The sequence below is a fragment of the Pseudocitrobacter cyperus genome (assembly GCF_039889165.1).
Taxonomy (GTDB): Bacteria; Pseudomonadota; Gammaproteobacteria; order Enterobacterales; family Enterobacteriaceae; genus Pseudocitrobacter; species Pseudocitrobacter cyperus.
This window is the reverse complement of record NZ_JAYMYY010000004.1, coordinates 1-22363: the sequence shown is the minus strand read 5'-3', so window position 1 is coordinate 22363 and position 22363 is coordinate 1. Positions and strand designations below refer to the sequence as shown.

The 22363-nt window shown below is 54.7% G+C and carries 21 protein-coding genes and 1 tRNA gene; 8 read left to right on the top strand and 14 right to left on the bottom strand.

All coding sequences use genetic code 11. The features are described from left to right. Nucleotides 1-19: 19 nt before the first annotated feature. Nucleotides 20-1156, bottom strand: coding sequence for a 4-phosphoerythronate dehydrogenase PdxB (gene pdxB / locus VSR74_RS14025; protein ID WP_347795276.1), 1137 nt, complete (start codon nt 1154-1156; stop codon nt 20-22). Nucleotides 1157-1267: 111 nt separating this feature from the next. Between pdxB and flk the strand changes: the two genes are divergently transcribed. Continuing rightward, nucleotides 1268-2272 (top strand): flagella biosynthesis regulator Flk, encoded by a 1005-nt coding sequence (flk, locus tag VSR74_RS14020; protein WP_347795275.1) that lies wholly within the window; start codon nt 1268-1270, stop codon nt 2270-2272. 38 nt (nt 2273-2310) lie between these two features. Here the strand turns inward: flk and VSR74_RS14015 are convergent, their stop codons facing one another. After that, entirely contained in the window at nt 2311-3492 is a 1182-nt protein-coding gene (locus VSR74_RS14015) for an MFS transporter (protein ID WP_347795274.1), read from the bottom strand. Between the two features lie 201 nt (nt 3493-3693). Beyond that, complete coding sequence (gene fabB, locus VSR74_RS14010) at nt 3694-4911, bottom strand: beta-ketoacyl-ACP synthase I (RefSeq protein WP_108473555.1); 1218 nt, start codon at nt 4909-4911, stop codon at nt 3694-3696. A gap of 159 nt (nt 4912-5070) precedes the next feature. On the opposite strand from fabB, the gene mnmC reads away from it, so the two are divergent. Continuing rightward, entirely contained in the window at nt 5071-7071 is a 2001-nt protein-coding gene (mnmC, locus tag VSR74_RS14005; RefSeq protein ID WP_347795273.1) for a bifunctional tRNA (5-methylaminomethyl-2-thiouridine)(34)-methyltransferase MnmD/FAD-dependent 5-carboxymethylaminomethyl-2-thiouridine(34) oxidoreductase MnmC, read from the top strand. A gap of 91 nt (nt 7072-7162) precedes the next feature. Here the strand turns inward: mnmC and VSR74_RS14000 are convergent, their stop codons facing one another. The 6 genes from VSR74_RS14000 to prmB are packed head-to-tail and all read right to left on the bottom strand — an operon-like array spanning nt 7163 to nt 11706. Continuing rightward, nucleotides 7163-7438 (bottom strand): YfcL family protein, encoded by a 276-nt coding sequence (locus VSR74_RS14000; RefSeq protein ID WP_347795272.1) that lies wholly within the window; start codon nt 7436-7438, stop codon nt 7163-7165. Nucleotides 7439-7464: 26 nt separating this feature from the next. Then, nucleotides 7465-8013, bottom strand: coding sequence for an elongation factor P hydroxylase (locus VSR74_RS13995; RefSeq protein ID WP_347795271.1), 549 nt, complete (start codon nt 8011-8013; stop codon nt 7465-7467). After that, entirely contained in the window at nt 8013-8822 is an 810-nt protein-coding gene (locus tag VSR74_RS13990; protein WP_347795270.1) for a sulfite exporter TauE/SafE family protein, read from the bottom strand. Before VSR74_RS13990 ends, VSR74_RS13995 begins: the two co-directional genes overlap by 1 nt. Beyond that, nucleotides 8822-9646, bottom strand: coding sequence for a penicillin-insensitive murein endopeptidase (mepA, locus tag VSR74_RS13985; RefSeq protein WP_347795269.1), 825 nt, complete (start codon nt 9644-9646; stop codon nt 8822-8824). The genes VSR74_RS13990 and mepA overlap by 1 nt, the downstream gene beginning before the upstream one ends. Nucleotides 9647-9648: 2 nt before the next feature. Beyond that, nucleotides 9649-10734: a chorismate synthase gene (gene aroC / locus VSR74_RS13980; protein WP_347795268.1), complete on the bottom strand. Its 1086-nt coding sequence runs from the start codon at nt 10732-10734 to the stop codon at nt 9649-9651. A 39-nt stretch (nt 10735-10773) separates the two neighbouring features. Next, entirely contained in the window at nt 10774-11706 is a 933-nt protein-coding gene (gene prmB / locus VSR74_RS13975) for a 50S ribosomal protein L3 N(5)-glutamine methyltransferase (RefSeq protein WP_347795609.1), read from the bottom strand. A 163-nt stretch (nt 11707-11869) separates the two neighbouring features. On the opposite strand from prmB, the gene smrB reads away from it, so the two are divergent. Next, on the top strand, nt 11870-12421 hold the full coding sequence (gene smrB / locus VSR74_RS13970) for an endonuclease SmrB (protein ID WP_347795267.1): 552 nt from the start codon (nt 11870-11872) through the stop codon (nt 12419-12421). 110 nt (nt 12422-12531) lie between these two features. Here the strand turns inward: smrB and sixA are convergent, their stop codons facing one another. The 4 genes from sixA to VSR74_RS13950 all read right to left on the bottom strand — a co-directional run bounded on the left by sixA (nt 12532) and on the right by VSR74_RS13950 (nt 17123). After that, nucleotides 12532-13017: a phosphohistidine phosphatase SixA gene (gene sixA / locus VSR74_RS13965; protein WP_347795266.1), complete on the bottom strand. Its 486-nt coding sequence runs from the start codon at nt 13015-13017 to the stop codon at nt 12532-12534. Between the two features lie 199 nt (nt 13018-13216). After that, a complete protein-coding gene (fadJ, locus tag VSR74_RS13960; RefSeq protein WP_347795265.1) occupies nt 13217-15367 on the bottom strand; it encodes a fatty acid oxidation complex subunit alpha FadJ in 2151 nt (716 codons plus the stop codon). Next, nucleotides 15367-16677 (bottom strand): acetyl-CoA C-acyltransferase FadI, encoded by a 1311-nt coding sequence (gene fadI / locus VSR74_RS13955; RefSeq protein ID WP_347795264.1) that lies wholly within the window; start codon nt 16675-16677, stop codon nt 15367-15369. The genes fadJ and fadI overlap by 1 nt, the downstream gene beginning before the upstream one ends. A 161-nt stretch (nt 16678-16838) precedes the next feature. Further along, entirely contained in the window at nt 16839-17123 is a 285-nt protein-coding gene (locus VSR74_RS13950; protein ID WP_347795263.1) for a YfcZ/YiiS family protein, read from the bottom strand. A 372-nt stretch (nt 17124-17495) separates the two neighbouring features. Here VSR74_RS13950 and fadL point away from each other — a divergent pair, with 372 nt between their 5' ends. Then, on the top strand, nt 17496-18815 hold the full coding sequence (gene fadL / locus VSR74_RS13945; protein WP_347795262.1) for a long-chain fatty acid transporter FadL: 1320 nt from the start codon (nt 17496-17498) through the stop codon (nt 18813-18815). Between the two features lie 63 nt (nt 18816-18878). Here the strand turns inward: fadL and mlaA are convergent, their stop codons facing one another. Then, on the bottom strand, nt 18879-19634 hold the full coding sequence (gene mlaA / locus VSR74_RS13940; protein WP_347795261.1) for a phospholipid-binding lipoprotein MlaA: 756 nt from the start codon (nt 19632-19634) through the stop codon (nt 18879-18881). A gap of 292 nt (nt 19635-19926) precedes the next feature. On the opposite strand from mlaA, the gene VSR74_RS13935 reads away from it, so the two are divergent. The 4 genes from VSR74_RS13935 to VSR74_RS13920 form a co-directional block, all read left to right on the top strand. Continuing rightward, on the top strand, nt 19927-20844 hold the full coding sequence (locus VSR74_RS13935) for a formate/nitrite transporter family protein (protein ID WP_347795260.1): 918 nt from the start codon (nt 19927-19929) through the stop codon (nt 20842-20844). A gap of 75 nt (nt 20845-20919) precedes the next feature. Further along, a tRNA-Arg gene (locus VSR74_RS13930) sits at nt 20920-20994 on the top strand. A gap of 152 nt (nt 20995-21146) precedes the next feature. Then, nucleotides 21147-21698: a tyrosine-type recombinase/integrase gene (locus VSR74_RS13925; protein ID WP_347795259.1), complete on the top strand. Its 552-nt coding sequence runs from the start codon at nt 21147-21149 to the stop codon at nt 21696-21698. Nucleotides 21699-22211: 513 nt separating this feature from the next. Next, a partial coding sequence (locus tag VSR74_RS13920; protein ID WP_347794320.1) for a GtrA family protein occupies nt 22212-22363 on the top strand: 152 nt, incomplete at its 3' end.

Sequence of the window (22363 nt, the reverse complement as noted above, 5' to 3'; positions counted from 1 at the left end):
AGGCACAAAAGAAATAACGTTAACGAATCGGGTGGTGGACGGCGTTAAACCCGAGCTTCTTCAGAAGCGCTGCCGCTTCTGCGTCATCACACTGTACGTAGAGTGAAGACCATTCACGTCGCTCGAGGTAATTTTTACGCAGCTTGTCGAACTCACCCGGAATGCCCGCCACTTTTCGCAGCGGCGCATCATCGCGGCGCACATCATACACCAAATGTACCAGCCTTTTTAGCGTTGGCTGGTCAAGAGTGCCGTGCAGGGTGATGCGGCCAAATTCCGGCGCGGGCAGCAGCGTGTCGAGCGCGACCTGCTGCGCGTGACCAATAAACTGGCTATAAGCCTCAAACACCTGGGTAGTTCCGCGCGCTTTACCTTCGAGGGTGTAACCGGCAATGTGTGAGGTTCCGATATCCACTTTATCGAGCAGCGCGAGATTGAGATCCGGTTCCGGCTCCCAGACATCCAGCACCACACTAAGCTCCTGCCCCGCATTCAGGCACTTCAGCAGCGCGTTATTATCGACGACCGGGCCGCGGCAGGCGTTAATCAGGATGGCCCCCGGCTTCAGACTGCTTATCAGCGCTTCGTCAGCCAGATGCAACGATTTATAAGGGCCATCTTTAAACAGTGGGGTATGGAAAGTCAGAATGTCAGCTTCCTGAGCCAGTTCATCCAGACTAAGGAAATCCCCTTCGTCACCGTTGTCGGCCCGTGGCGGATCGCACAGCAGTGTGCGCACGCCTAACGCTTCCAGGCGTTTTTGCAGGCGTCCCCCAACGTTGCCAACGCCAACAATCCCAACCGTGCGGTCGGTCAGCGTAAAGCCATCTCGCTCAGCGAGATAAAGCAGCGATGAGAAAACATATTCCACCACGGCGATAGCATTGCAGCCAGGCGCGGCGGAAAAACCAATGCCAGCCTGTTCAAGCCAGGCCTGATCGACATGATCCGTGCCCGCAGTCGCCGTACCAACAAATTTAATCGACTGGTTCGCCAGCAGTGACTCGTTCACCTTCGTCACGGATCGCACCATCAGTGCGTCGGCCCCCGTCAGTTCCGCCAGCGGAATGGGGCGACCTGGAACAGCCTTCACCTCACCCAGACGGCTGAAGAGCTCGCGGGCATAGGGCATATTTTCATCAACGAGGATTTTCACGTTACGGTACCTGTCTGAGAACGAGAGTTAACCGGGGAAGTGTGCCATAATCTGGCCGCCAGGCATACTCGACTGTCTGGTTTAGTAAAGCAATAAGGTTAAGGATAAATCATGACGCAACCCATTTCAGGTATGCCCTTGCGCCCTCCCGGGGAAGGTTCTGGCAACGCTTCCGCCGCAGGAGAACAACCGCTCTCTACTCAGCAGAGAACGGTACTTGAACGTTTAATCACCCGTCTCGTGGCGCTGACATCTCAAACAAGCGCCCAAGTGTGGGCTGGCGTTCGTCACGATTTAGGCTTGAAAAACGACTCGCCGCTACTGTCCCGAAATTTTCCTGCCGCCGAGCAGAATCTGAACCAGCGCCTGCAAACGGCGCAGCAGAATCACAGTACCCGGCAAACCCTGTCACAACTGACGGAACTGTTGAGTCAGGGCAACAACCGTCAAGCCGTCAGTGATTTCATCCGCCAGCAGTTTGGCCAAACAGCGCTGAGCCAGCTTACGCCCGAACAACTGAAAGTGGTGCTGCAGTTACTGCAAAATAACCAGCTCTCTATTCCGCAGCCACAGCAGCGACCATCAACCGATCGCCCGTTACAACCTGCGGAACACAACACGCTGAATCAACTGGTGACTAAGCTCGCCGCCGCGACGGGCGAGTCAAGCAAGATTATCTGGCAATCGATGCTGGAGCTTTCCGGCGTGAAAACCGGCGAACTGATTCCGGCGAAGCATTTTACCGCTCTGGCAACCTGGCTGCAGGCGCGCCAGACGCTCAGCACCCAGACCGCCCCGACGCTCAATTCGTTACAGGCGGCGCTGAAACAGCCAATGGAGCCGCACGAATGGCAGGCGTTGCGCGAGTACGGTCAGCAGAACTGGAATATTACGCCGCAAACGGTGTTAACCATGACCCAGGTGCAAACGCTGCTCAACCAGTTGGTTCTCAAGCGCGTCGAGCGCTCGCAGGACACGCTGGATATCCGTGATGTGCAGCCCATCTTCAGCCCGTTCGCGCCAGTTATCGACGCATACAAAGCCGCGTCGGCACGACCAGGGCTGATGCTTATCATGGCGATCCTGATAGTGACGCTGTTGTGGATTGTGATTTAAGCAATGAGCCCGGGCGCACCGGGCTTTAAGAAGAGATGTTACTCACGGCGGCGAAAGGCGATGAGCGTCACCACGATGCCCAGTAGCGCAGAGATGGCCCCGGCCAGGAATACGGACGGATATCCCGCCATCGTGGCCAGCATTCCCGCCAGTGGGCCGGAAACACCCAGCGCGATATCCTGAAATGCCGCATAGCCGCCTAACGCCGTACCACGCACCTGCGGCGGCACACGTTTCACCACCTCCACGCCCAGCGCCGGGAAAATAAGCGAACAGCCCGCGCCGGTCAGCGCCGCACCGGCAAGCGCTATCCAGGCATCCGGCGCCTGCCACAACAGTATCAGGCCAATGGTTTCAACCAGCAGTGACCCCACTGCCACCTTCACGCCGCCAAAACGGTCGGGCATCCAGCCAAACAGAATGCGCACCAGCACAAACGCACCGCCGAACGCCGTTAAGGTGAAGCCAGCCATCGCCCAGCCATTGCTGGCAAAGTAGAGAGAAACAAAGGTGCCGATAACGGCAAATCCTACCCCCTGTAACGCCAGCCCCAGACCCGGCTGCCAGATAAGGCCTATCACACTCCACAGAGAAGGCCGTTCACCCGCACTGGCGGGCACCTTGCGCACAGTACCGTTAAACGCCCACGCCAGAACAGGAAGGAGTATCGTTACCACGGCGAGCGTCGCAAAACTGTAGTGGCTGTTGAGGAAGAGCCCCAGCGGTGCACCGACGGCCAGCGCGCCAAAAATCGCCATCCCGTTCCACGACATGACTTTCCCGGAACGTTTTGGGCCGACCAGCCCCATTCCCCAGGTTAACGTTCCCGTCAGCAACTGGCTTTCACCAAATCCGAGGATCAGGCGACCAACAATTAACAGGCCAAATTTGACCATCGCATCGACGGGTAAGAGTGCCGCCGCCAGCCACGCTGCTCCGGCCAGCGCACAGGCGGCCATCCCCTGAAGCGCGGAACGCTTCGCGCCGTACTGATCGGCCAGACGTCCGGCATAGCCGCGCGTCAAAACGGTCGCAAGAAACTGAATACCCACGGCGATACCCACCATCGTATTGCCATACCCCAGCTCCTGATGCACAAACAACGGGATAACGGGCAGTGGAATACCGACGGTCAGATAGGTGAGAAAAACGGCAAATGCGATACGGAACAGCGATCCGTTACCGGAAGATGCTGGAACAGATTGAGATACTTCAGACATGCTTTACTCCAGAATGCAGAGTAAGGCGGGGAATAGACCACGCCTCCTCCACCTGATAATCAGGGTGTCGGCGCGTTGATTGACGTTAAACGCTTACGCACTCATGTAAGAGTGTTGAGGGCAGATTTTGCCTTTTTTAACAGCAAGATGTCAACGCACAAAAAAGGAGCCTTTCGGCTCCTTTTCATTACGTTAAGCGCATTACGCTTTCAGCTTACGCATCACCAGCGTGGCGTTGGTGCCGCCGAAACCGAAGCTGTTGGACATAACGGTAGTCAGTTCACGCTCAGTCGGTTCGGTAACGATGTTCAGGCCAGCAGCCTGCTCATCAAGCTCTTCAATGTTGATGCTTGGGGCGATAAAGCCATGTTCCAGCATCAGCAGAGAATAGATAGCTTCCTGCACGCCCGCCGCACCCAGAGAGTGGCCGGTCATGGCTTTGGTCGCAGAGATAGCCGGGCTATTGCTGCCGAACACTTCCTGAATTGCGCCCAGTTCTTTCACGTCGCCAACCGGCGTAGAAGTACCGTGGGAGTTCAGGTAGTCGATTGGGGTATCAACGCCGTTCATCGCCATCTTCATGCAACGAACTGCGCCTTCGCCAGACGGAGCAACCATGTCTGCGCCATCAGATGTTGCACCATAACCTACGATTTCTGCGTAGATGTGCGCGCCACGAGCCAGAGCGTGCTCCAGCTCTTCCACCACAACCATACCGCCGCCGCCAGCGATGATAAAGCCGTCGCGGTGTGCGTCATAGGTACGGGATGCTTTTTCCGGGGTGTCGTTGAATTTCGTGGACAGTGCGCCCATTGCGTCGAACTCGCAGGCCATTTCCCAGCCCAGCTCCTCGCCGCCGCCAGCAAACACGATATCCTGTTTGCCCAACTGAATCTGCTCTACCGCGTTACCGATACAGTGTGCTGAGGTCGCACATGCAGAACTGATGGAGTAGTTCACGCCGTGAATTTTAAAAGGGGTCGCCAGGCACGCGGAAACCGCCGAGCCCATCGCTTTAGTCACGACATAAGGGCCAACCGCTTTCAGACCACGCGGGCTACGCATCGCGTCAGCGCCGAATACCTGCGCTTTGGAGGAGCCGCCGGAACCGGCAATCAGGCCCACGCGCGGGTTGTTCTGATAATCTTCTGCTTTCAGGCCAGAGTCTTCAACGGCTTGCTGCATTGAGAGGTAAGCGTAAATAGAGGCATCGTTCATGAAACGGACCACTTTGCGGTCGATAAGACCGGTGGTGTCCAGTTTGACGTTACCCCATACGTGGCTACGCATACCAGAATCTTTGAACTCTTGAGAGAAAGTGATCCCCGAGCGTCCTTCACGCAGAGATGCCAGGACTTCCTGCTGGTTGCTACCGATGCTGGAAACGATGCCCAGGCCAGTAATCACTGCACGTTTCATTCATTACCTCTGTAAGTCATCACTATTTTAAGTTTCGAGAGGCAAGATAGCGTACACTTGTACGCCGAACAAGTCCGATCAGCCATTTTATACATAAATTTGCGCCTTCCGGCACGCATCGCTAAGATCGGCAGACGCCTTGCCGCACGAGTAACTTACGTGAAACAAAACGCCATACAATCTGCCAACCTCGATTTCAACAGTGAGGGTACACCTGTTTCCCGAGATTTCGACGACGTCTATTTCTCCAATGACAACGGTCTGGAAGAAACGCGCTACGTCTTTCTTGGCGGTAACCAGTTAGAGGCACGCTTCCCCACCCATCCGCATCCTCTGTTCGTGGTAGCCGAAAGCGGGTTCGGAACCGGGCTCAACTTCCTGACGCTCTGGCAAGCCTTCGAAACATTTCGTCTTGCCCACCCGCAGGCGACGCTGCAGCGATTACATTTCATCAGCTTTGAAAAATTCCCGCTAACCGCAAGCGATTTACGCTTAGCGCATCAGCACTGGCCTGAACTGGCGCCGTGGGCGAAGCAGCTTCAGGCGCAATGGCCCCTGCCGCTGGCGGGCTGCCACCGACTGCTGCTCGACGGCGGTCGTGTGACGCTTGATTTATGGTTTGGCGATATCAATGAACTCACGGATCAACTGGACGATTCGCTTAATCAGCAGGTGGATGCCTGGTTCCTGGATGGCTTCGCGCCGGCGAAAAACCCGGATATGTGGACGCCGCAGCTCTTCTCCGCCATGGCGCGACTGGCACGGCCCGGCGGTACGCTCGCTACCTTTACCTCGGCGGGATTTGTCCGTCGCGGGTTACAGGAAGCTGGTTTCACGATGCATAAAACCAAAGGTTTTGGCCGCAAGCGCGAAATGCTCGTTGGTGAAATGACGCAGTCAAACGCTCGACCGGCGCGGACACCATGGTTTGCCCGCACGGGCGCCACAACCCGCGAAACCAGCCTTATCGGCGGTGGAATTGCCAGCGCGCTGCTCTCCCTCGCCTTACTCAGACGCGGCTGGAAAGTGACGCTTTACTGTGCGGACGATGCCCCGGCACAAGGGGCGTCCGGCAATCGACAAGGCGCGCTTTATCCGCTGTTAAGCGCCCATGACGCAGCGCTCGAAACCTTCTTCCCGGCGGCGTTCACCTTCGCACGTCGCCTGTATGATTCGCTGCCTGTGACATTTGATCACCAGTGGTGCGGCGTAACCCAACTCGGCTGGGATGAAAAGAGTCAGAAGAAAATCGAACAAATGCTGCTGTTGGGGCTGCCTGAAGAGATCGCGCACGCGGTAAGTGCGCAGGACGTTGCCACCACCACTGGCGTGGAAACGGATTGCGGAGGTATTCAGTATCCGTCTGGCGGCTGGCTCTCTCCGGCACAGCTAACGGCCAGTGCCTTTGAACTGGCCCAACAGCAAGGATTAGTGATCCACTGGAACAAGACGCTCACTACGCTTGAAGAACAGAACGATGGCTGGTTGTTGCAGTTTACTGACGGTGAGCATGCCAGCGCCGCGAGCGTGGTACTGGCGACCGGGCATAACATTAACCAGCTTCCACAAACAGACGCACTGCCGGTTTACGCCGTCGGCGGCCAGGTGAGCCATATACCCACCAGCCCGGCACTGTCGCAGCTTCGCCAGGTACTGTGCTATGACGGCTATCTGACGCCGCAGAATCCGATGAATCAACATCACTGTATTGGCGCAAGCTACCATCGCGGTGAACGTGAGATGGCGTTTAACGAAGAGGATCAGCAGCACAATCGCCAGCGGTTGGTCGACTGCTTCCCGGCAGCCGGATGGGTGCAGGAAGTGGACGTCAGCGCAAATGAGGCGCGTGTTGGCGTGCGTTGCGCCACGCGTGACCATCTGCCGATGCTGGGCAATGTACCGAAATATGACGCTACGCTGGCGCAATATTCACATCTGTTTGATGAGCAGGACACCGCAGCCACGGCTCCGGTTTACCCGAATCTGTTCATGCTCGGCGGGCTGGGTTCTCGCGGATTATGTACCGCGCCCCTGTCGGCGGAAGTGCTGGCATCACAAATGAGCCAGGAGCCGCTGCCGCTGGATGCCCGGACGCTATCAGCGTTGAATCCGAACAGGTTGTGGGTAAGGAAGTTATTGAAGGGGAAAAAGGTTAAGTAGGTAGTCCCCTCTCCCGCAGGGAGAGGGGACTGAGAGTGCATAACGACTGGTTTTCTCCCTCTCCCTGCGGGAGAGGGCCGGGGTGAGAGCCCTACTGCTGCGCCTTCTGGAACAGCGTCTCCCACATTCCCAGCACCAGAGCCTGATCGCGTGGTGACAGTTCACCCGCCTGAATCGCTTTCTCCAGGCTGCGGGTCACGTTATGCGACACTGCTACAGCCGAGTGATCGTCGCCCTCTTCCAGCTCGGCAACCGCAAGCGTCAGATGACCACGCAGATAACCGCTGGCAAACAGTTCATCGTCGCTGGCGTGCTCCACCATGTCATCAATTAGCGCCAGAATGCGTGATTCAAACTCGGCGATCATCTTCTTTCCTCTTTTTGAACGTGGCGTTAGTTAAGATCTTCCGGCCACGGAAATTGTTCTGCCGCGAACGGCGGCGTCTGATAATAGTTTTGCAATGCCTTGATAAATCTGGCCGGGCGTTCAGGGATCCCCTTCTCCAGATATTCCATCACCTGCGCATGCACGCGGCGCTGGAAGACAATTCTGTCTGGCTCAAAGTCGCCTTCGAGGTTGTCGCAACTGACGTTAAACGGGTATCCCGCCGCGACACAGAACAACCAGTCGAATGCCTGCGGTTTGACTTCCACATCTTCAAACTGCCCTTGGGTTTTGGCATCACGCCCATCCGGGCAATACCAGTATCCAAAATCGACCAGTTCACGGCGCGCCTTCCCGGCAATACACCAGTGCGAAATCTCATGCAGCGCACTGGCATAAAAGCCGTGAGCGAAGACGATGCGGTGATAAGACACCTCATCATCAGCAGGAAGATAGATCGGTTCGTCGTCGCCTTTAATCAGACGGGTATTAAAATCATCAGCAAAACAGCCATCGAAAATGTCGATTAACTGCTGTGCGTTATGTGTTGCGTTCATTAATTCATCCCTAACCACTGAAGGATTTCCTGTCCATGGCTGTCATACAGAAGTTTGGCGCTCATCACCGCCGAGACGATAACAATCATCGGGCGGATAAGTGATTGTCCTTTGCTGAGAACCAGCCGTGACCCCATTCGAGCGCCGAAGAACTGGCCGACCATCATCACGAAACCGGTCGCCCAGATAACTTTGCCGCCCAAAATAAACAGTAGCAGCCCGCCCACATTTGATGTGGCGTTCAGTACTTTGGCATGGGCGGTCGATTTGGCCAGGTTAAAACCTGCCAGCGTGACGAACGCCAGCGCATAGAATGAGCCCGCCCCGGGGCCAAAGAAGCCGTCATAGAACCCGACGCAGCCGCCCGCGACCAGCGCAAACGGCAAACCGTGCAGACGACGCGCGCGGTCGCCCTCGCCGATTTTTGGCATCAGAAGAAAGTACAGGCCAATACCGATGACCAACAGCGGTAAAATCTGGCGCAGTATATCTGCTTTCACATGCTGCACCAGCAGCGCACCAGCCATTGATCCGATAAAAGTCATCAGGATATTGAGCTTCTGGTCAGCCAGGTTAACTACCTTTTGGCGGACAAAATAGAGCGATGCAGAAAGCGAGCCACCGCAGGCCTGAAGCTTGTTGGTTGCCAGCGCCTGCGCAGGCGACATACCTGCTGCCATCAGCGCGGGAACCGTGAGTAAACCGCCGCCGCCGGCTAAGGAATCGATAAACCCGGCCAGGGCGGCGATAAAAAATAGCGCCGCCAGCATGACGGGTGACACCATGAATATCTCAACAAAACTGTCCATCAGAGTACATGCTCATCCAGTAACGCCTGACAGGAAGGCGGTAATGGCGGCGGCGTCGTCTTCACAGGTTTAGTTGCGCCCGGTTTAGGCGGTTCGAACCAGCTTTGCAACTCCGCACCGCAACCGTCACCTGCTGGCGGCAAAGCTTGATCTTCACATTCAAGGCTGTTCGCCGGGCAGCGCAGACGCACATGCATATGCGCACGATGCTGGAACCACGGACGAACTTTACGTAGCCAGTCGCGATCGCTTCCCGCTTCAAGGCAAAGTTGCTGTTTGATAGCGGGGTTAACGAAGATACGCGTGACTTCACTGTCCTGTGCAGCGAGCTTAATCAGATTGCCAATTTCAGGCTGCCATACGCGCGGATTTACCCGTTTACCATCTGCGGCGACCAGATCCAGCGCCTGCGGTTTCAGCAGTTGCGCGGACGTCCAGCGGGTTTTCGGCAGTTGCAGAAATATATCGACATCCAGCCCGCTCTGGTGACTGGCATGCCCGCCGTTAAAACGCCCACCGGCTGGCATGCCCATATCGCCAATCAGTACCGTTCCCATGCCGTTATTTTGCACCTGCTGGCTGAGACGCTGAATAAAACGAACCAGATCCGGATGACCAAAGTAACGACGCTGATCGGTGCGCATCACCTGATAGCTGGTCGATTGAAGCGGCAACGCTTCGGCCCCCACGATACAGCCGTTAGCAAACGCGCCGATTGACTGCGCGCTTCCGGGAACAGGCTGAACCACTTTTTGCCACGGCGTCGCCGCCAGGCTTGCGGTGCTGGCCGCCAGAGCCAGCAGTGCGAGAACGGTTTTTTTCATGATTACCAGCGTGGAATAGTGGTCGTCACATCGGCATTTTGCGCACGTTGACGCATAAAGTGATCCATCAGAACGATGGCCAGCATCGCTTCGGCGATAGGCACCGCACGAATACCGACGCAGGGATCGTGACGCCCTTTGGTGATCATCTCCACTTCTTCACCGAAGCGGTCGATGGTTTTGCCAGGCACGGTAATGCTGGATGTCGGTTTCAGCGCAATATTAGCGACAATTTGCTGACCGCTGCTGATCCCGCCCAGAATGCCCCCTGCATGATTACTCTGGAAACCCGCTTTGGTGATCTCGTCGCGGTTTTCACTGCCGCGCAGTTTTACCACTTCGAAGCCATCGCCAATTTCCACGCCTTTCACGGCATTAATGCTCATCAGCGCGTGGGCGATATCGGCGTCGAGTCGGTCAAATACCGGCTCGCCCAGCCCCGCCGGCACGCCGTCAGCAACGACGGTGACTTTTGCTCCGATGGAGTCGCCCTCTTTTTTGAGGCCGCGCATCAGTTCATCCAGCGCCTCTATTTTGTCCGGATCCGGGCAGAAGAATGGGTTCTGTTCAACCTGTTCCCAGTCTTTAATCGCCAGCGGAATATCGCCCATCTGGGTCAGACAACCGCGAATTTGAATGCCGAATTTAGCCGCGAGGAATTTCTTGGCGATCGCGCCTGCCGCCACGCGCATTGCGGTTTCACGCGCGGAAGAGCGGCCACCGCCGCGATAGTCACGCAGGCCATATTTTTGCTCGTAGGTGTAATCGGCATGCCCCGGGCGGAACACATCTTTAATCGCGCCGTAATCCTGAGAGCGCTGGTCAGTGTTTTCAATCAGCAGGCCAATACTGGTGCCCGTTGTGACGCCTTCAAACACGCCAGAGAGGATTTTCACCTGATCCGGCTCACGGCGCTGGGTGGTGTAGCGCGAGGTGCCCGGGCGACGACGGTCGAGGTCGTGCTGCAAGTCGGCTTCCGTCAACGGAATGCCCGGCGGTACGCCATCGACGATGCAGCCGAGGGCAAGGCCATGCGACTCACCAAAGGTGGTTACGCGAAAAAGTTGTCCAATTGTATTTCCTGCCATCACGGCTCCGCTTTCGTTGTTGTGTTGTTGCGTGCTGGATTAATCTTTGTAAATCGCGAAATGTTCGCGGGCAGCCATCAGTTGCGCTTTGGTCAGCATGAAGACGCCGTCGCCGCCGTTATCAAACTCAAGCCAGGTAAATGGAACATCCGGATACTGCTCCATGAGATGTACCATGCTGTTGCCGACTTCACAAATCAGCACGCCGTCGTCCGCAAGGTAATCTGGCGCACAGGCCAGAATGCGGCGTGTCAGCTTCAGCCCATCGGTGCCGGATGCAAGGCCCAGCTCTGGCTCAAAACGATATTCGCTCGGCAGGTCAGACATATCTTCCGCATCGACATACGGCGGGTTAGTGACGATTAAATCGTACTGCAACTGCGGCAGGTTACGGAAGAGGTCAGAGCGAATCGGCGTGACGTTGTGGATCATGCCGTGTTCTTCAATATTTTGTTCGGCGACGGCCAGGGCATCCAGAGAAATATCCACGGCATCCACTTCCGCTTCCGGGAAAGCGTATGCGCTGGCAATGGCGATACAGCCGCTGCCGGTACACATATCAAGAATATGCTGCGGTTGGCGATTAATAAGACCGGCGAATTTATTGTTGATCAATTCGCCAATCGGCGAGCGCGGCACCAGCACGCGTTCGTCGACGTAAAATTCATGGCCGCAGAACCAGGCTTTATTGATCAGGTAGGCAACCGGAATACGTTCGTTAACGCGGCGAATCACACGTTCCACGATGCGGTGCTTTTCGCTGGAGGTCAGGCGCGCCGAACGCATATCTTCCGGGATATCCAGAGGCAGATAGAGAGAAGGCAGCACCAGTTGTACGGCTTCATCCCACGGGTTATCGGTGCCGTGGCCGTACCAGATATTCGCCGCGCTAAAACGGCTTACCGCCCAGCGCAGCATGTCCTGAATGGTTTGCAGCTCATTCACTGCTTCATCGACAAAAATCTTATCCACATTATTCTCCAGGGCATGCTTCGGGGTAAATTCGGCGGCTAGTTTGCCACGAAGACGGCGATAAATCAGCATTCTTGCGTAGGCTGCGGGGGAAAAACCGTTTTCACTGCCAACCACCGCATTCAGAAGGTAAACTAACGGAAATGCCAGATGAGAAGATTCCATGAAAAAGAAAACATCGCTTAGCGAGGAGGATCAGGCGCTGTTTCAGCAACTGATGGCGGGCACGCGCAAAATTAAGCAGGACACTATCGTCCATCCCCCGTTACGCAAGAAAGTGAGTGAAGTGCCGGTGAAACGGTTGATACAGGAGCAGGTGGATAACAGCCACTACTTTTCCGATGAGTTTCAGCCGCTGCTGAATACCGAAGGGCCGGTGAAATATGTGCGTGAAGGCGTGAGCCATTTCGAACTGAAAAAACTGCGCCGCGGTGATTACTCCCCGGAGCTGTTTCTTGATTTGCACGGTTTGACCCAACAGCAGGCCAAGCAGGAACTGGGCGCGCTGATCGCCGCCTGTCGCCGCGAACATGTGTTCTGCGCCTGCGTGATGCACGGCCACGGAAAACACATCCTTAAACAGCAAACGCCGCTATGGCTGGCGCAACATCCGCACGTCATGGCGTTTCATCAGGCATCGAAAGAATATGGCGGAGACGCCGCACTGCTGGTGCTGATTGAAGTGGAAGAGTGGTTGCCGCCGGAGTTGCCGTAGTGGCTCAAATTGCCGGATAGCGGCGTGGCTTTATTCAGCGAATACCCACGCATCAATACCTGTTGGCCGGATAAACGCAAGCGCCATCCGGCACAACACGAAGCAAGGGTTTATATCGCTTTCGCCATTTTCAGATTGCAGGGGCTCATTTGCCAGTTGAACACGCCCATGCCGTCAGCTTCCAGCGTGACGCAGGCAATCGCGGAGGTGGTGAACATTGGCGGCGTTTCGCCAGGGCAGAGTTCAGAGACCAGGTAGCCAACGAGTGGCAGGTGGGATATCACCAGCACGGACGCGACATTTTCGTTCGCCAGCGCCTGCAGATACGCGCTAACGAGGCCGATATCACCGCAAGGGGTCAGTTCAGGCAGCACTTCGACATCTTCAGGCAGGTTCATACACTCCCCTACCACATCAAGAGTCTGCTCCGCACGCAGGAACGGGCTTACCAGAACACGTTCAATATCCACTTTTTGGCCTTTCAGCCAGGTTGCCATCTGACGGGACTCATCACAACCACACCCCGTAAGAGGACGAACCGAGTCACTGGCTGCTTCAAGAGCAGCGTCGCCGTGACGCATAATAAAAACTTGCATATTGCACCGCTTTTGTTAAACAGAAGCACCGATCAAAATCGCAGGCAACGAGACCTGCGAAATTTCGGTAGCCGGGCATTGTGCCTGATCCATCCAATGAATGAAACGCTGTCTTTTACCTTAATGGCGTAAGTATAGTCAATCTTTGTTTACAAAATAACCAGAACAGCGCCACTCTCCAACAGATATACCTTTGACCTCAAGCCTGTAACGCAGTTTCCACCGGGGGCCAAAAAACGTCTCCCCGCTCAGCCATTGCCACTAATGCCTCGCAAGGCGTAAAGCGTGGGCCATGCTGCGCCGCAAGGCGTTGCAGTCTGGCAACCACTTCACCCGCGCCCAGTGAATCCATATAACGGAACGGGCCACCTAAGAACGGTGGAAAACCTATGCCAAATACGGCGCCAATGTCGCCATCGCGCGCGCTGCGAATCACGCCCTCATCGAAGCAACGCGCCGCTTCGTTGAGCATCAGCAACACGCAGCGTTCAGCTATCTGCAACGATGTCAGTTGGCTGTTCCGCGACGCCATTCCTGGCAGCGAATAAATTGCGCTATCCGGCTGTTTCTTGCTTTTACGCCCTTTTGCACCATAAAGATAGAATCCACGACCGTTTTTTCTGCCTTTGCGATCGTCGTTCAAAATCGCTGAAATAAGCGTTGCAGGTGCGCTAAAACGCTCGCCATACGCCGCTTCCAGCACGGGCATAATTTTAGTGCCGGTATCAATCCCCACCTCATCTAAAAGCTGGATGGGGCCGACCGGGAAACCGAATTTAACCAGAGCATTATCAATATCTTCGATGCGCTCGCCGTCGGTAAGCATGCGCATGGCTTCGTTAATGTAAGGCGCTAAAATGCGGTTTACATAGAACCCGGCGCGGTCTGCCACCACAATGGGCATTTTCCCCTGTTTTTTAGCAAGCTTCACCGTCGTGGCGATCGTCTGCTCCGAGGTGGCCGCATGCGGGATCACCTCCACCAGCGGCATTTTCTCCACCGGGCTGAAAAAGTGCAGGCCAATCACCTGCTCCGGGCGCTGCGCCAGCGCTGCAATGTCACCAATAGGCAGTGACGACGTATTAGAAGCAAAGATGGTGTGCGGGGCACAATGCTGCTCCACTTCACCAACCATTTTCTGCTTCAACGCCAGGTCTTCAAACACTGCTTCAATCACCAGGTCGCGATGCGCGAAGCCACGGTAATCCGTTGAACCGGAAATCAGCGCCAGTTGGCTGTCGCGTTCATTGGCTTTGATATGGCGGCGACGCACTTTGTTATCAAGCAATTCCCAACTGTACTTCAGAGCGTGGTTGATGCCCTTCGTATTGATGTCCTTGATACGTACCGGGATCTTGCCTTTGGTCGCCGTCACGAACGCAATTCCCCCGCCCATCAGGCCACCGCCCAGGATCCCCACCGCACGTAGCGGCCCGGCCGCAACGCTTGCCCCCGGATCTTTTTTGATCTCAGTACTGGCAAAGAAAATATGCCGCAACGCTTTCGACTGGGTGGTCATCGCCAGTTCGCCGAAGGCGCGAGCTTCCGCGTCATAACCGCTGCTGGTGCCCTGCGCCAGCCCGGTTTCAATCACCTGAAGGATCTTTTTGGTCGCCGGATAATTACCGTGTGTTTTCTGCTCTGTCTGCTTACCTGCAATATTAAAGAGAATATTGCGCCCCAGCGGGCCCGCCAGAATACGCTCTTTTACCGGCAGATGGCGTGAACGCGACGGCTCCTGTTTGGCCATTTTCACCGCGGCTTCCAGCAAAATGCTCTGCGGCACGACATCATCCACCAGCCCCGCTTTCAATGCCTGCCGCGCACGAAGTTGTTTACCCGTCAGAATCATATCCAGCGCCGTACTGACGCCAATCAGACGTGGCAGCCGCTGAGTGCCGCCAGAGCCCGGTAGCAGGCCAAGCTGAACTTCCGGCAGCCCCAGCACGGTTTTGCCATCATCAGAACAAATGCGCCCATGGCAGGCCAGCGCCAGTTCCAGCCCGCCACCAAGGCATGCGCCGTGAATCGCGGCAATCACCGGAATCGGCAGGCTATTCAGCTCGGCCATAATCTGCTGCCCCTGCCGCGCCAGCCCTTCGGCCTCCTGGGCGCTGGCGCAGTTGCCTATCATGTTGATGTCAGCGCCAGCGATAAAGTTGTCTGCTTTAGCGGAGATAATCACCACGCCCTGCAACGCTTTGTTCTCGCGTACCTGCCTGAGGATCGCCCGCACCTGAGTGCCAAATTCGGCCTTCAGAGTATTCATTTTTTCATCCGGTACATCGATGGTAATTATGGCGACGTTATCCGGGCGAACGGTGAGAGAAAATGCGGATATTGTCGTCATTATTCAGCCTCCAGTACCATTGCAGCGCCTAATCCACCCGCCGCACAGGCGGTGACAAGGCCAAACCCGCCTCCCCGACGGCGCAACTCATTAAGCGTTTGCGTGATCATGCGCGCACCGGTCGCGGCAAACGGATGCCCGTAGGCAATCGAGCCGCCCAGTACGTTAAATTGACTTTCATCGACCTCACCGGTCGCCTGCGAGCGCCCCAGTACGTCGCGGGCAAAACGATCGCTCGCCAGACACTGAATATTGGCCAGGGTTTGCGCGGCAAACGCTTCGTGCATATCAAAAAGGGTTAAATCAGCAAGCGTTAACCCCGCGCGATCAAGGGCCAGCGGCGTGGCCCAGGCGGGCCCCAGCAGCATATCCTGCTGCACTTCGATTGCGGTAAAGGCATAACTGCGCAGATAACCCAGCGGCGTTAACCCCAGTTCCCTGGCGCGCGATTCGGTCATTAAAATCACCGCCGCTGCGCCATCGGTCAACGGCGTGCTGTTCGCCGCCGTGACCGATCCATGTTTACGGTCGAAGGCCGGGCGCAGTTTCGCGTAATCGGCAAGCGTAGAACTGCCGCGAATGTTGTTGTCCTGCTCCAGCGGGCCACGGAACGGCGGCGCGTAGGCCGTCATCACTTCATCCCCCAGTTTACCTTCCGCCCACGCCTGCGCCGCCAGTTGGTGCGAGCGATGCGCCAGCGCATCCTGCTGTTCCCGGGTGATGTGATACGTTTTTGCCATCTGCTCGGCCGTGTCACCCATACGCAGGCCAGTGGAGTACTCCGCCACCGCTGGCGGAACCGGGAGTAAATCGCGAAGTTTAAGGCGTGAGAAGAGCTTTAATCGCTGACCCAGGGTACGCGCTTTATTGGCGTCAACCAGCACACGAGCCAGTTTTTTGCTCACGCCAATGGGAAGCACGGAAGAGGAATCTGCCCCACCCGCAATGCCCGCACGAATGGTGCCCGCCATCAGGCTTTCAGCAACATTCGCCACCGCCTGGAAACTGGTGGCGCACGCCCGGCTGACGCTATAGGCATCCGTGTGCACGTTCATGCCCGTCCCCAGCACGATTTCGCGCGCGATATTGGGAGCTTCCGGCATCTGAACCACCTGCCCAAATACCAGTTGTTCGATAATTTCCGGGGGAATTTCGCTACGCGCCAGCATCTCGCCCACCACCATTTTGCCCAAATCTATCGCCGGTACACCGTGAAAAGCGGTCGCCTGGCGGGCAAATGGGGTACGTAAACCACTGACAATGGCAATGCGATCGCCCTGACGGGTGATAAGCGGTAATGCCTGACTCATAAAACTCCCCTGTTAAAAAATAAAACCAAAGTGGTCTGACCTGATAACAGTCTTAACTAATTTTTTACATTAAGCCAATCGGAGAGAGAGAAAAATGGGAGCTAAAACACACTGGAGGGGAAAAGAAAACGCCCCTGCATTGCAGAGGCGTTTGAGAAGGATTAACGCAGACCCAGTTGGAAGATCAGCGTTTCAGCTTCGCAGGCGAAAACAAAATCGATATCCATCTGTACACCACCCTCAACCTCTTTGAAAACCGGGGTGATGACGCACGGATCGGATTCTACGCCACGCGCGCGTTCAGTCAGCGCCGCGAGGGTTTCTTCAGCTTCAGCGCGAGTCGCGAAAACGCGGCTATAGGAGGCTGTGCAATCGGAGTTGTCCATGATGGTGCCAACATCCATACAGCAGCAAACCGGGGTTTCATCAGCACTGCATTTACTCATTGTAGATTTCCTCTGTATATGCACACGAAGGTGCCAGATAAACGATGCTGTTATTTTACGCTCCCCGGAAAGCGCCCTCCAGTTGTTAATTATGCGAAATGAGATAAGTGACCGAAATCACACTTAAAAATGATCTAAAACAAAAATCACCCAAACAGATGAAGCACGACCCCGGCAATTTTGCTAACCAGATCTCGTTTCGGTGATCATCTAAGTAAAATTCAAGAAACAATATTGCAACATACCATCTGGTCAGACCTATACTCTCGTCACTGGTCTGATTTCTCTGACGTAGTCCAGCCCCTACACTTCGCGCTTCTGTTACTACATGTAACATTTTTTGAATAAAAATAACTCAATGAGGTTATGGTCATGAGCCAGAAAACCCGGTTTACAAAGTCTGCTCTCGCAGTCGCAGTGGCACTCGTTTCAACCCAGGCCTGGTCTGCAGGCTTCCAGCTTAATGAGTTTTCTTCCTCTGGTCTGGGCCGCGCCTATTCCGGTGAAGGCGCCATTGCAGACGATGCAGGCAACGCCAGCCGTAACCCCGCGCTGATTATGATGTTTGATCGCCCAACGTTTTCTGCTGGTGCGGTTTATATTGATCCGGATGTGAACGTATCAGGCCGTTCGCCAACGGGTAAAAGTCTGGATGCGGACAATATCGCCCCAACCGCATGGGTGCCTAATGTCCACTTCGTCATGCCAATCAACGATCAGTTTGGTTGGGGAGCTTCTGTAACCTCCAACTACGGTCTGGCAACCGAGTTTAATGATACCTACGCCGCAGGCGCCTATGGCGGTACTACCGATCTGCAAACCGTGAACCTGAATCTGAGCGGCGCTTACCGTCTGAACAGTCAGTGGAGCTTCGGGGCGGGTGTTAACGCCGTTTATGCACGTGCGAAAATCGACCGCTATGCGGGTGATTTAGGCCAGATCGTGGCCGGTTCCGGCATGCTGCCGCCAGCACAGGCGGCCGTTGTGGGTCAGATCCCTGCTAACACTAAAATTGCCCACCTGAAGGGCGATGAGTGGGGCTTTGGCTGGAACGCCGGTATTCTGTATGAGCTGGATAAGAATAACCGCTATGGCTTTACCTATCGTTCTGAAGTGAAAATCGACTTTGATGGCGATTATAAGAGCGATCTTCCGTCGGCCTATAACCAAATCCTCGGTAACTTCGGCCTTCCGGCTGGCACCAACGGCAGCACCACCAACGGTTCTCTGACGCTGAATCTGCCGGAAATGTGGGAAGTTTCGGGTTATAACCGCGTTGCACCGCAGTGGGCTATCCACTATAGCGCAACCTATACAAGCTGGAGCCAGTTCGAAGAGCTGAAGGCCACCAACAGCAGCGGTACCCTGTTCCAGAAAGACGAGAACTTTAAAGACGCCTGGCGTCTGGCGTTGGGTACCACCTATTACTACGACGATAACTGGACGTTCCGTACCGGTATCGCCTTCGATGATAGCCCGGTTCCGTCCAACTACCGTTCCATCTCTATTCCGGATCAAGACCGCCTGTGGCTGAGCGCCGGTACCACTTATGCGTTTAACGAAGATGCGTCCGTCGATGTGGGTGTGTCCTACATGCACGGCCAGAGCGTTAAATTCAAGGAAGGCCCATATACCTTTGAATCAGAAGGTAAAGCCTGGCTGTTCGGTACCAACTTTAACTACAGCTTCTAAGTTTTGCCCCAATAAAAAAGGTGAGCCTCAGTGCTCACCTTTTCTTTATCTATACTCTGCGATTTATTCAGAATCGATATCTTTCAAATCGTCCTGAATCGCTTGTGCGTTCGGGTTCTCTTCCGGTTTCAGCTTACCGCCGTTAGCGATAAAGTCGTGACGCTGGAAGTAAGCTTCACGCACCAGAATATACGGGTCGGAGGATTGACGCAGCAGGCCATCGGAGTCAAGCAACTGGGCGCGCGTTTCTACGCCTTCCACCATCCATTTACCGATGGACATAGGCCAGGTGAGCCAGGAGAGTACCGGGTAGAGACCATCGGCCATATCGCCGCCCTCGTCGCGCAGGGTGAAGCTTCCGTAGAACGGCAGTTGCATATACGGGCCATAACCGACGCCATAGTGACCCAGCGTACTGCCGAAGCGATGTGGCTCTACACGCTGCAGTTTCGGGTTTGCCATGCCAGCGACATCAATAAAGCCGCCCATCCCCAGAATCGTGTTCAGGAAGAAACGGGTAAAGTGCACCATCCCCTGATAGGGGTCGCCTTGCAGGAAGTAGTTCGCCATCACTGCTGGCTCTTCCAGGTTGCTGGTGAAATTGCCAAGGCCGGTACGCGCCGGTTGTGGAACGTAGTCGCGCCATGCTACAGCGACCGGACGCACCACATAAGGATCCAGCACGTTAAAGTTGAAATTGTACATTGAGCGGTTAAACCCTTCTAACGGGTCTGACCGCCCTTGCTGTTCAGTGCCGGAACTTGCACACCCCACGAGCAGTGTCGTTCCCAGCGCAACCGCCGACAGGCGAAGCTTCATAAGTGTCTCCCTGTTAATTATGGCTATCGCTGATGGCCATCCATGACGGAACTCATAGGTATCCGCCTGTTTAGTTGTGAGCGATTGTAACAGCACGTTTAACGATGTCTATAACCCGGCATCGCTGATTTGATTTTAGCCTGGTAATACTCACACCGCGGTACTTCTATTCTAGCGAAGCGGCTGAAAACAAACGTTACTATTCTTGCCCTTTCGGAATAACACCCGCCCACAGAGAAGCAAATACCGCTACGCTTTTAAAGGATGTATGTGCAAAAAAGGATATTCACGTATGGGTAATCTCGAAGACGACAAAATTGATAGTCACAGTGACGGTCTGGAAGTGGAAAGCGAGGAAAAGCAGAGCGGAAAAAAGATAGAGGTAGACGAAGACCAGCTTCCCTCCCGGGCGATGGCGATTCATGAGCATATTCGTCAGGACGGAGAAAAGGAGCTTGAGCGCGATGCCATGGCGCTGCTGTGGTCGGCCATCGCCGCCGGGCTCTCTATGGGCGCATCCCTGCTGGCGAAAGGTATTTTTCACGTCCAGCTAGAGGGCATTCCCGGCAGTTTTTTACTGGAAAATCTTGGCTACACCTTCGGCTTTATTATCGTCATCATGGCGCGCCAGCAACTGTTCACTGAAAACACCGTTACCGCGGTGCTGCCCGTCATGCAAAAACCCACGCCCGGCAATTTTGGCCTGCTAATGCGGCTGTGGGGGGTTGTGCTGCTGGGTAACGTCGTGGGCACCGGTATTGCCGCGTGGGCATTTGAATATATGCCAATTTTTGATGAAGAGACGCGCGATGCGTTTGTCAAAATTGGTATGGAAGTCATGAAAAATAGCCCCACGGAGATGTTTGCCAACGCGATTATTTCCGGCTGGCTGATAGCGACGATGGTGTGGATGTTCCCCGCCGCCGGTGCGGCCAAAATTGTGGTGATCATTCTGATGACCTGGTTAATTGCGCTCGGCGACACCACCCACATCGTGGTGGGCTCTGTCGAAATTCTCTACCTGGTGTTCAACGGCACGCTGCACTGGAGCGAATTTTTCTGGCCTTTCGCGCTTCCCACCCTTGCCGGGAATATCTGCGGCGGCACCTTTATCTTCGCGCTGATGAGCCATGCGCAAATTCGCAACGACATGAGCAATAAACGTAAGGAAGAGGCGAAACGGCAAAAAACCGCGAAAAAACAGCGCTAAATGGCGATGCTTTGAGCAGTTAAGCGGCGCGAGACTTACCCGTCAGGGCAAAAAACGCTATACTCGTGCCGCTTCGTCCCCTTAGTTAAATGGATATAACGAGCCCCTCCTAAGGGCTAGTTGCAGGTTCGATTCCTGCAGGGGACACCACATCAACGTTACCTGCCATTCCCCCACATAACCAAATCCCTTGCTATCTCTGTCTCATAATCATTTCGACGTTACCGCACATTACCAAACATGCATTGACTCCACCGAACTTTTGCGGGCATAGCTAAAAATCACCCTGGAATTATGCCCACATGCTGGCTGTTAAGCAGATAGACGCAGCTAAACCAACGGAAAAATCATACCGCCTCGCTGATGCCGGAGGTTTGTTCCTCTTTGTGCCGCCATCAGGAAAAAAGGTGTGGCGATTGCGATACCGGTTCGACGGCAAGGAAAAAACTCTCGTTATTGGGCCATATCCTGAGATATCACTTGTTGAGGCCAGAGCTAAACAATCAGAAGCAAAGATGAAGCTGTTGAGTGGTGTTAATCCATCCGAACAAAAGCAGGCTATTAAGAAGCAGATAAAAGAAGAAAACGTTGACTCGTTCAGTGTAATTTTCCATGAGTGGCATTCTCACAAATCCAAGGTGTGGTCGAAAGGATACGCTGATGAGATGAAGAGCATGTTTGAAGACGACATACTTCCCATAATAGGTCATATGAAGATGGAAGAAGTCGAACCAATGGTTCTTCTTCAGGTGATAAGAAGATTTGAGGACAGGGGCGCAATGGAATGCGCTGATAAGCGCCAGGAGAAGATGTGGGGAAGTGTTCAGCGATGCGGTAGTAACTGGCAGGGCTAAGTAAAATCCCGCACCTGATTTATCAGGAGCCATGAAGGGATACAGGAAGAGTAACTACCCTTTCCTTCCAATGCACCGAATCCATGAGTTCCAGCATGCAATGAATGCTTACGGCGGTTGGGTTGTTGTAAAGATTGCCGCTCAGATTCTTCATTGCACAGCGATGAGAACGATTGAGCTTCGTTCGCTGGCATGGACAGGAATCGACTATGAAAACAGGCTTATCACTGTGACCCGTCAGTGATGAGGTAAGTGCTATCTGGCGTCGGCTTCATTCTCTTCTCTATCACAGCAAATCCATGCGATGTTTCAATCACCAGACTGTTAGCGGTAACGCCGCATAGAGCCTCTATGGTTAGCCTGCGCTCAATGTAGTCTTTGGCTGGACTTGGGAACCCCATAATGACCTCCGATGGATGCTGTATATACACACAGCATTACCGACCGGCGTTGTCGATCAAGTTGTCTGTTGGTGCTAAACTTCAGTCTTCTCAGAATTGACTGATTTTTCTAATGTTAAAACTTTTTGCTAAGTACACATCGATTGGCGTACTCAACACGCTCATTCACTGGGTTGTGTTTGGTGTTTGCGTGTATGGACTATCCACAAACCAGGCATTAGCGAACTTTGCCGGATTCGTGGTAGCCGTCAGCTTCAGTTTCTT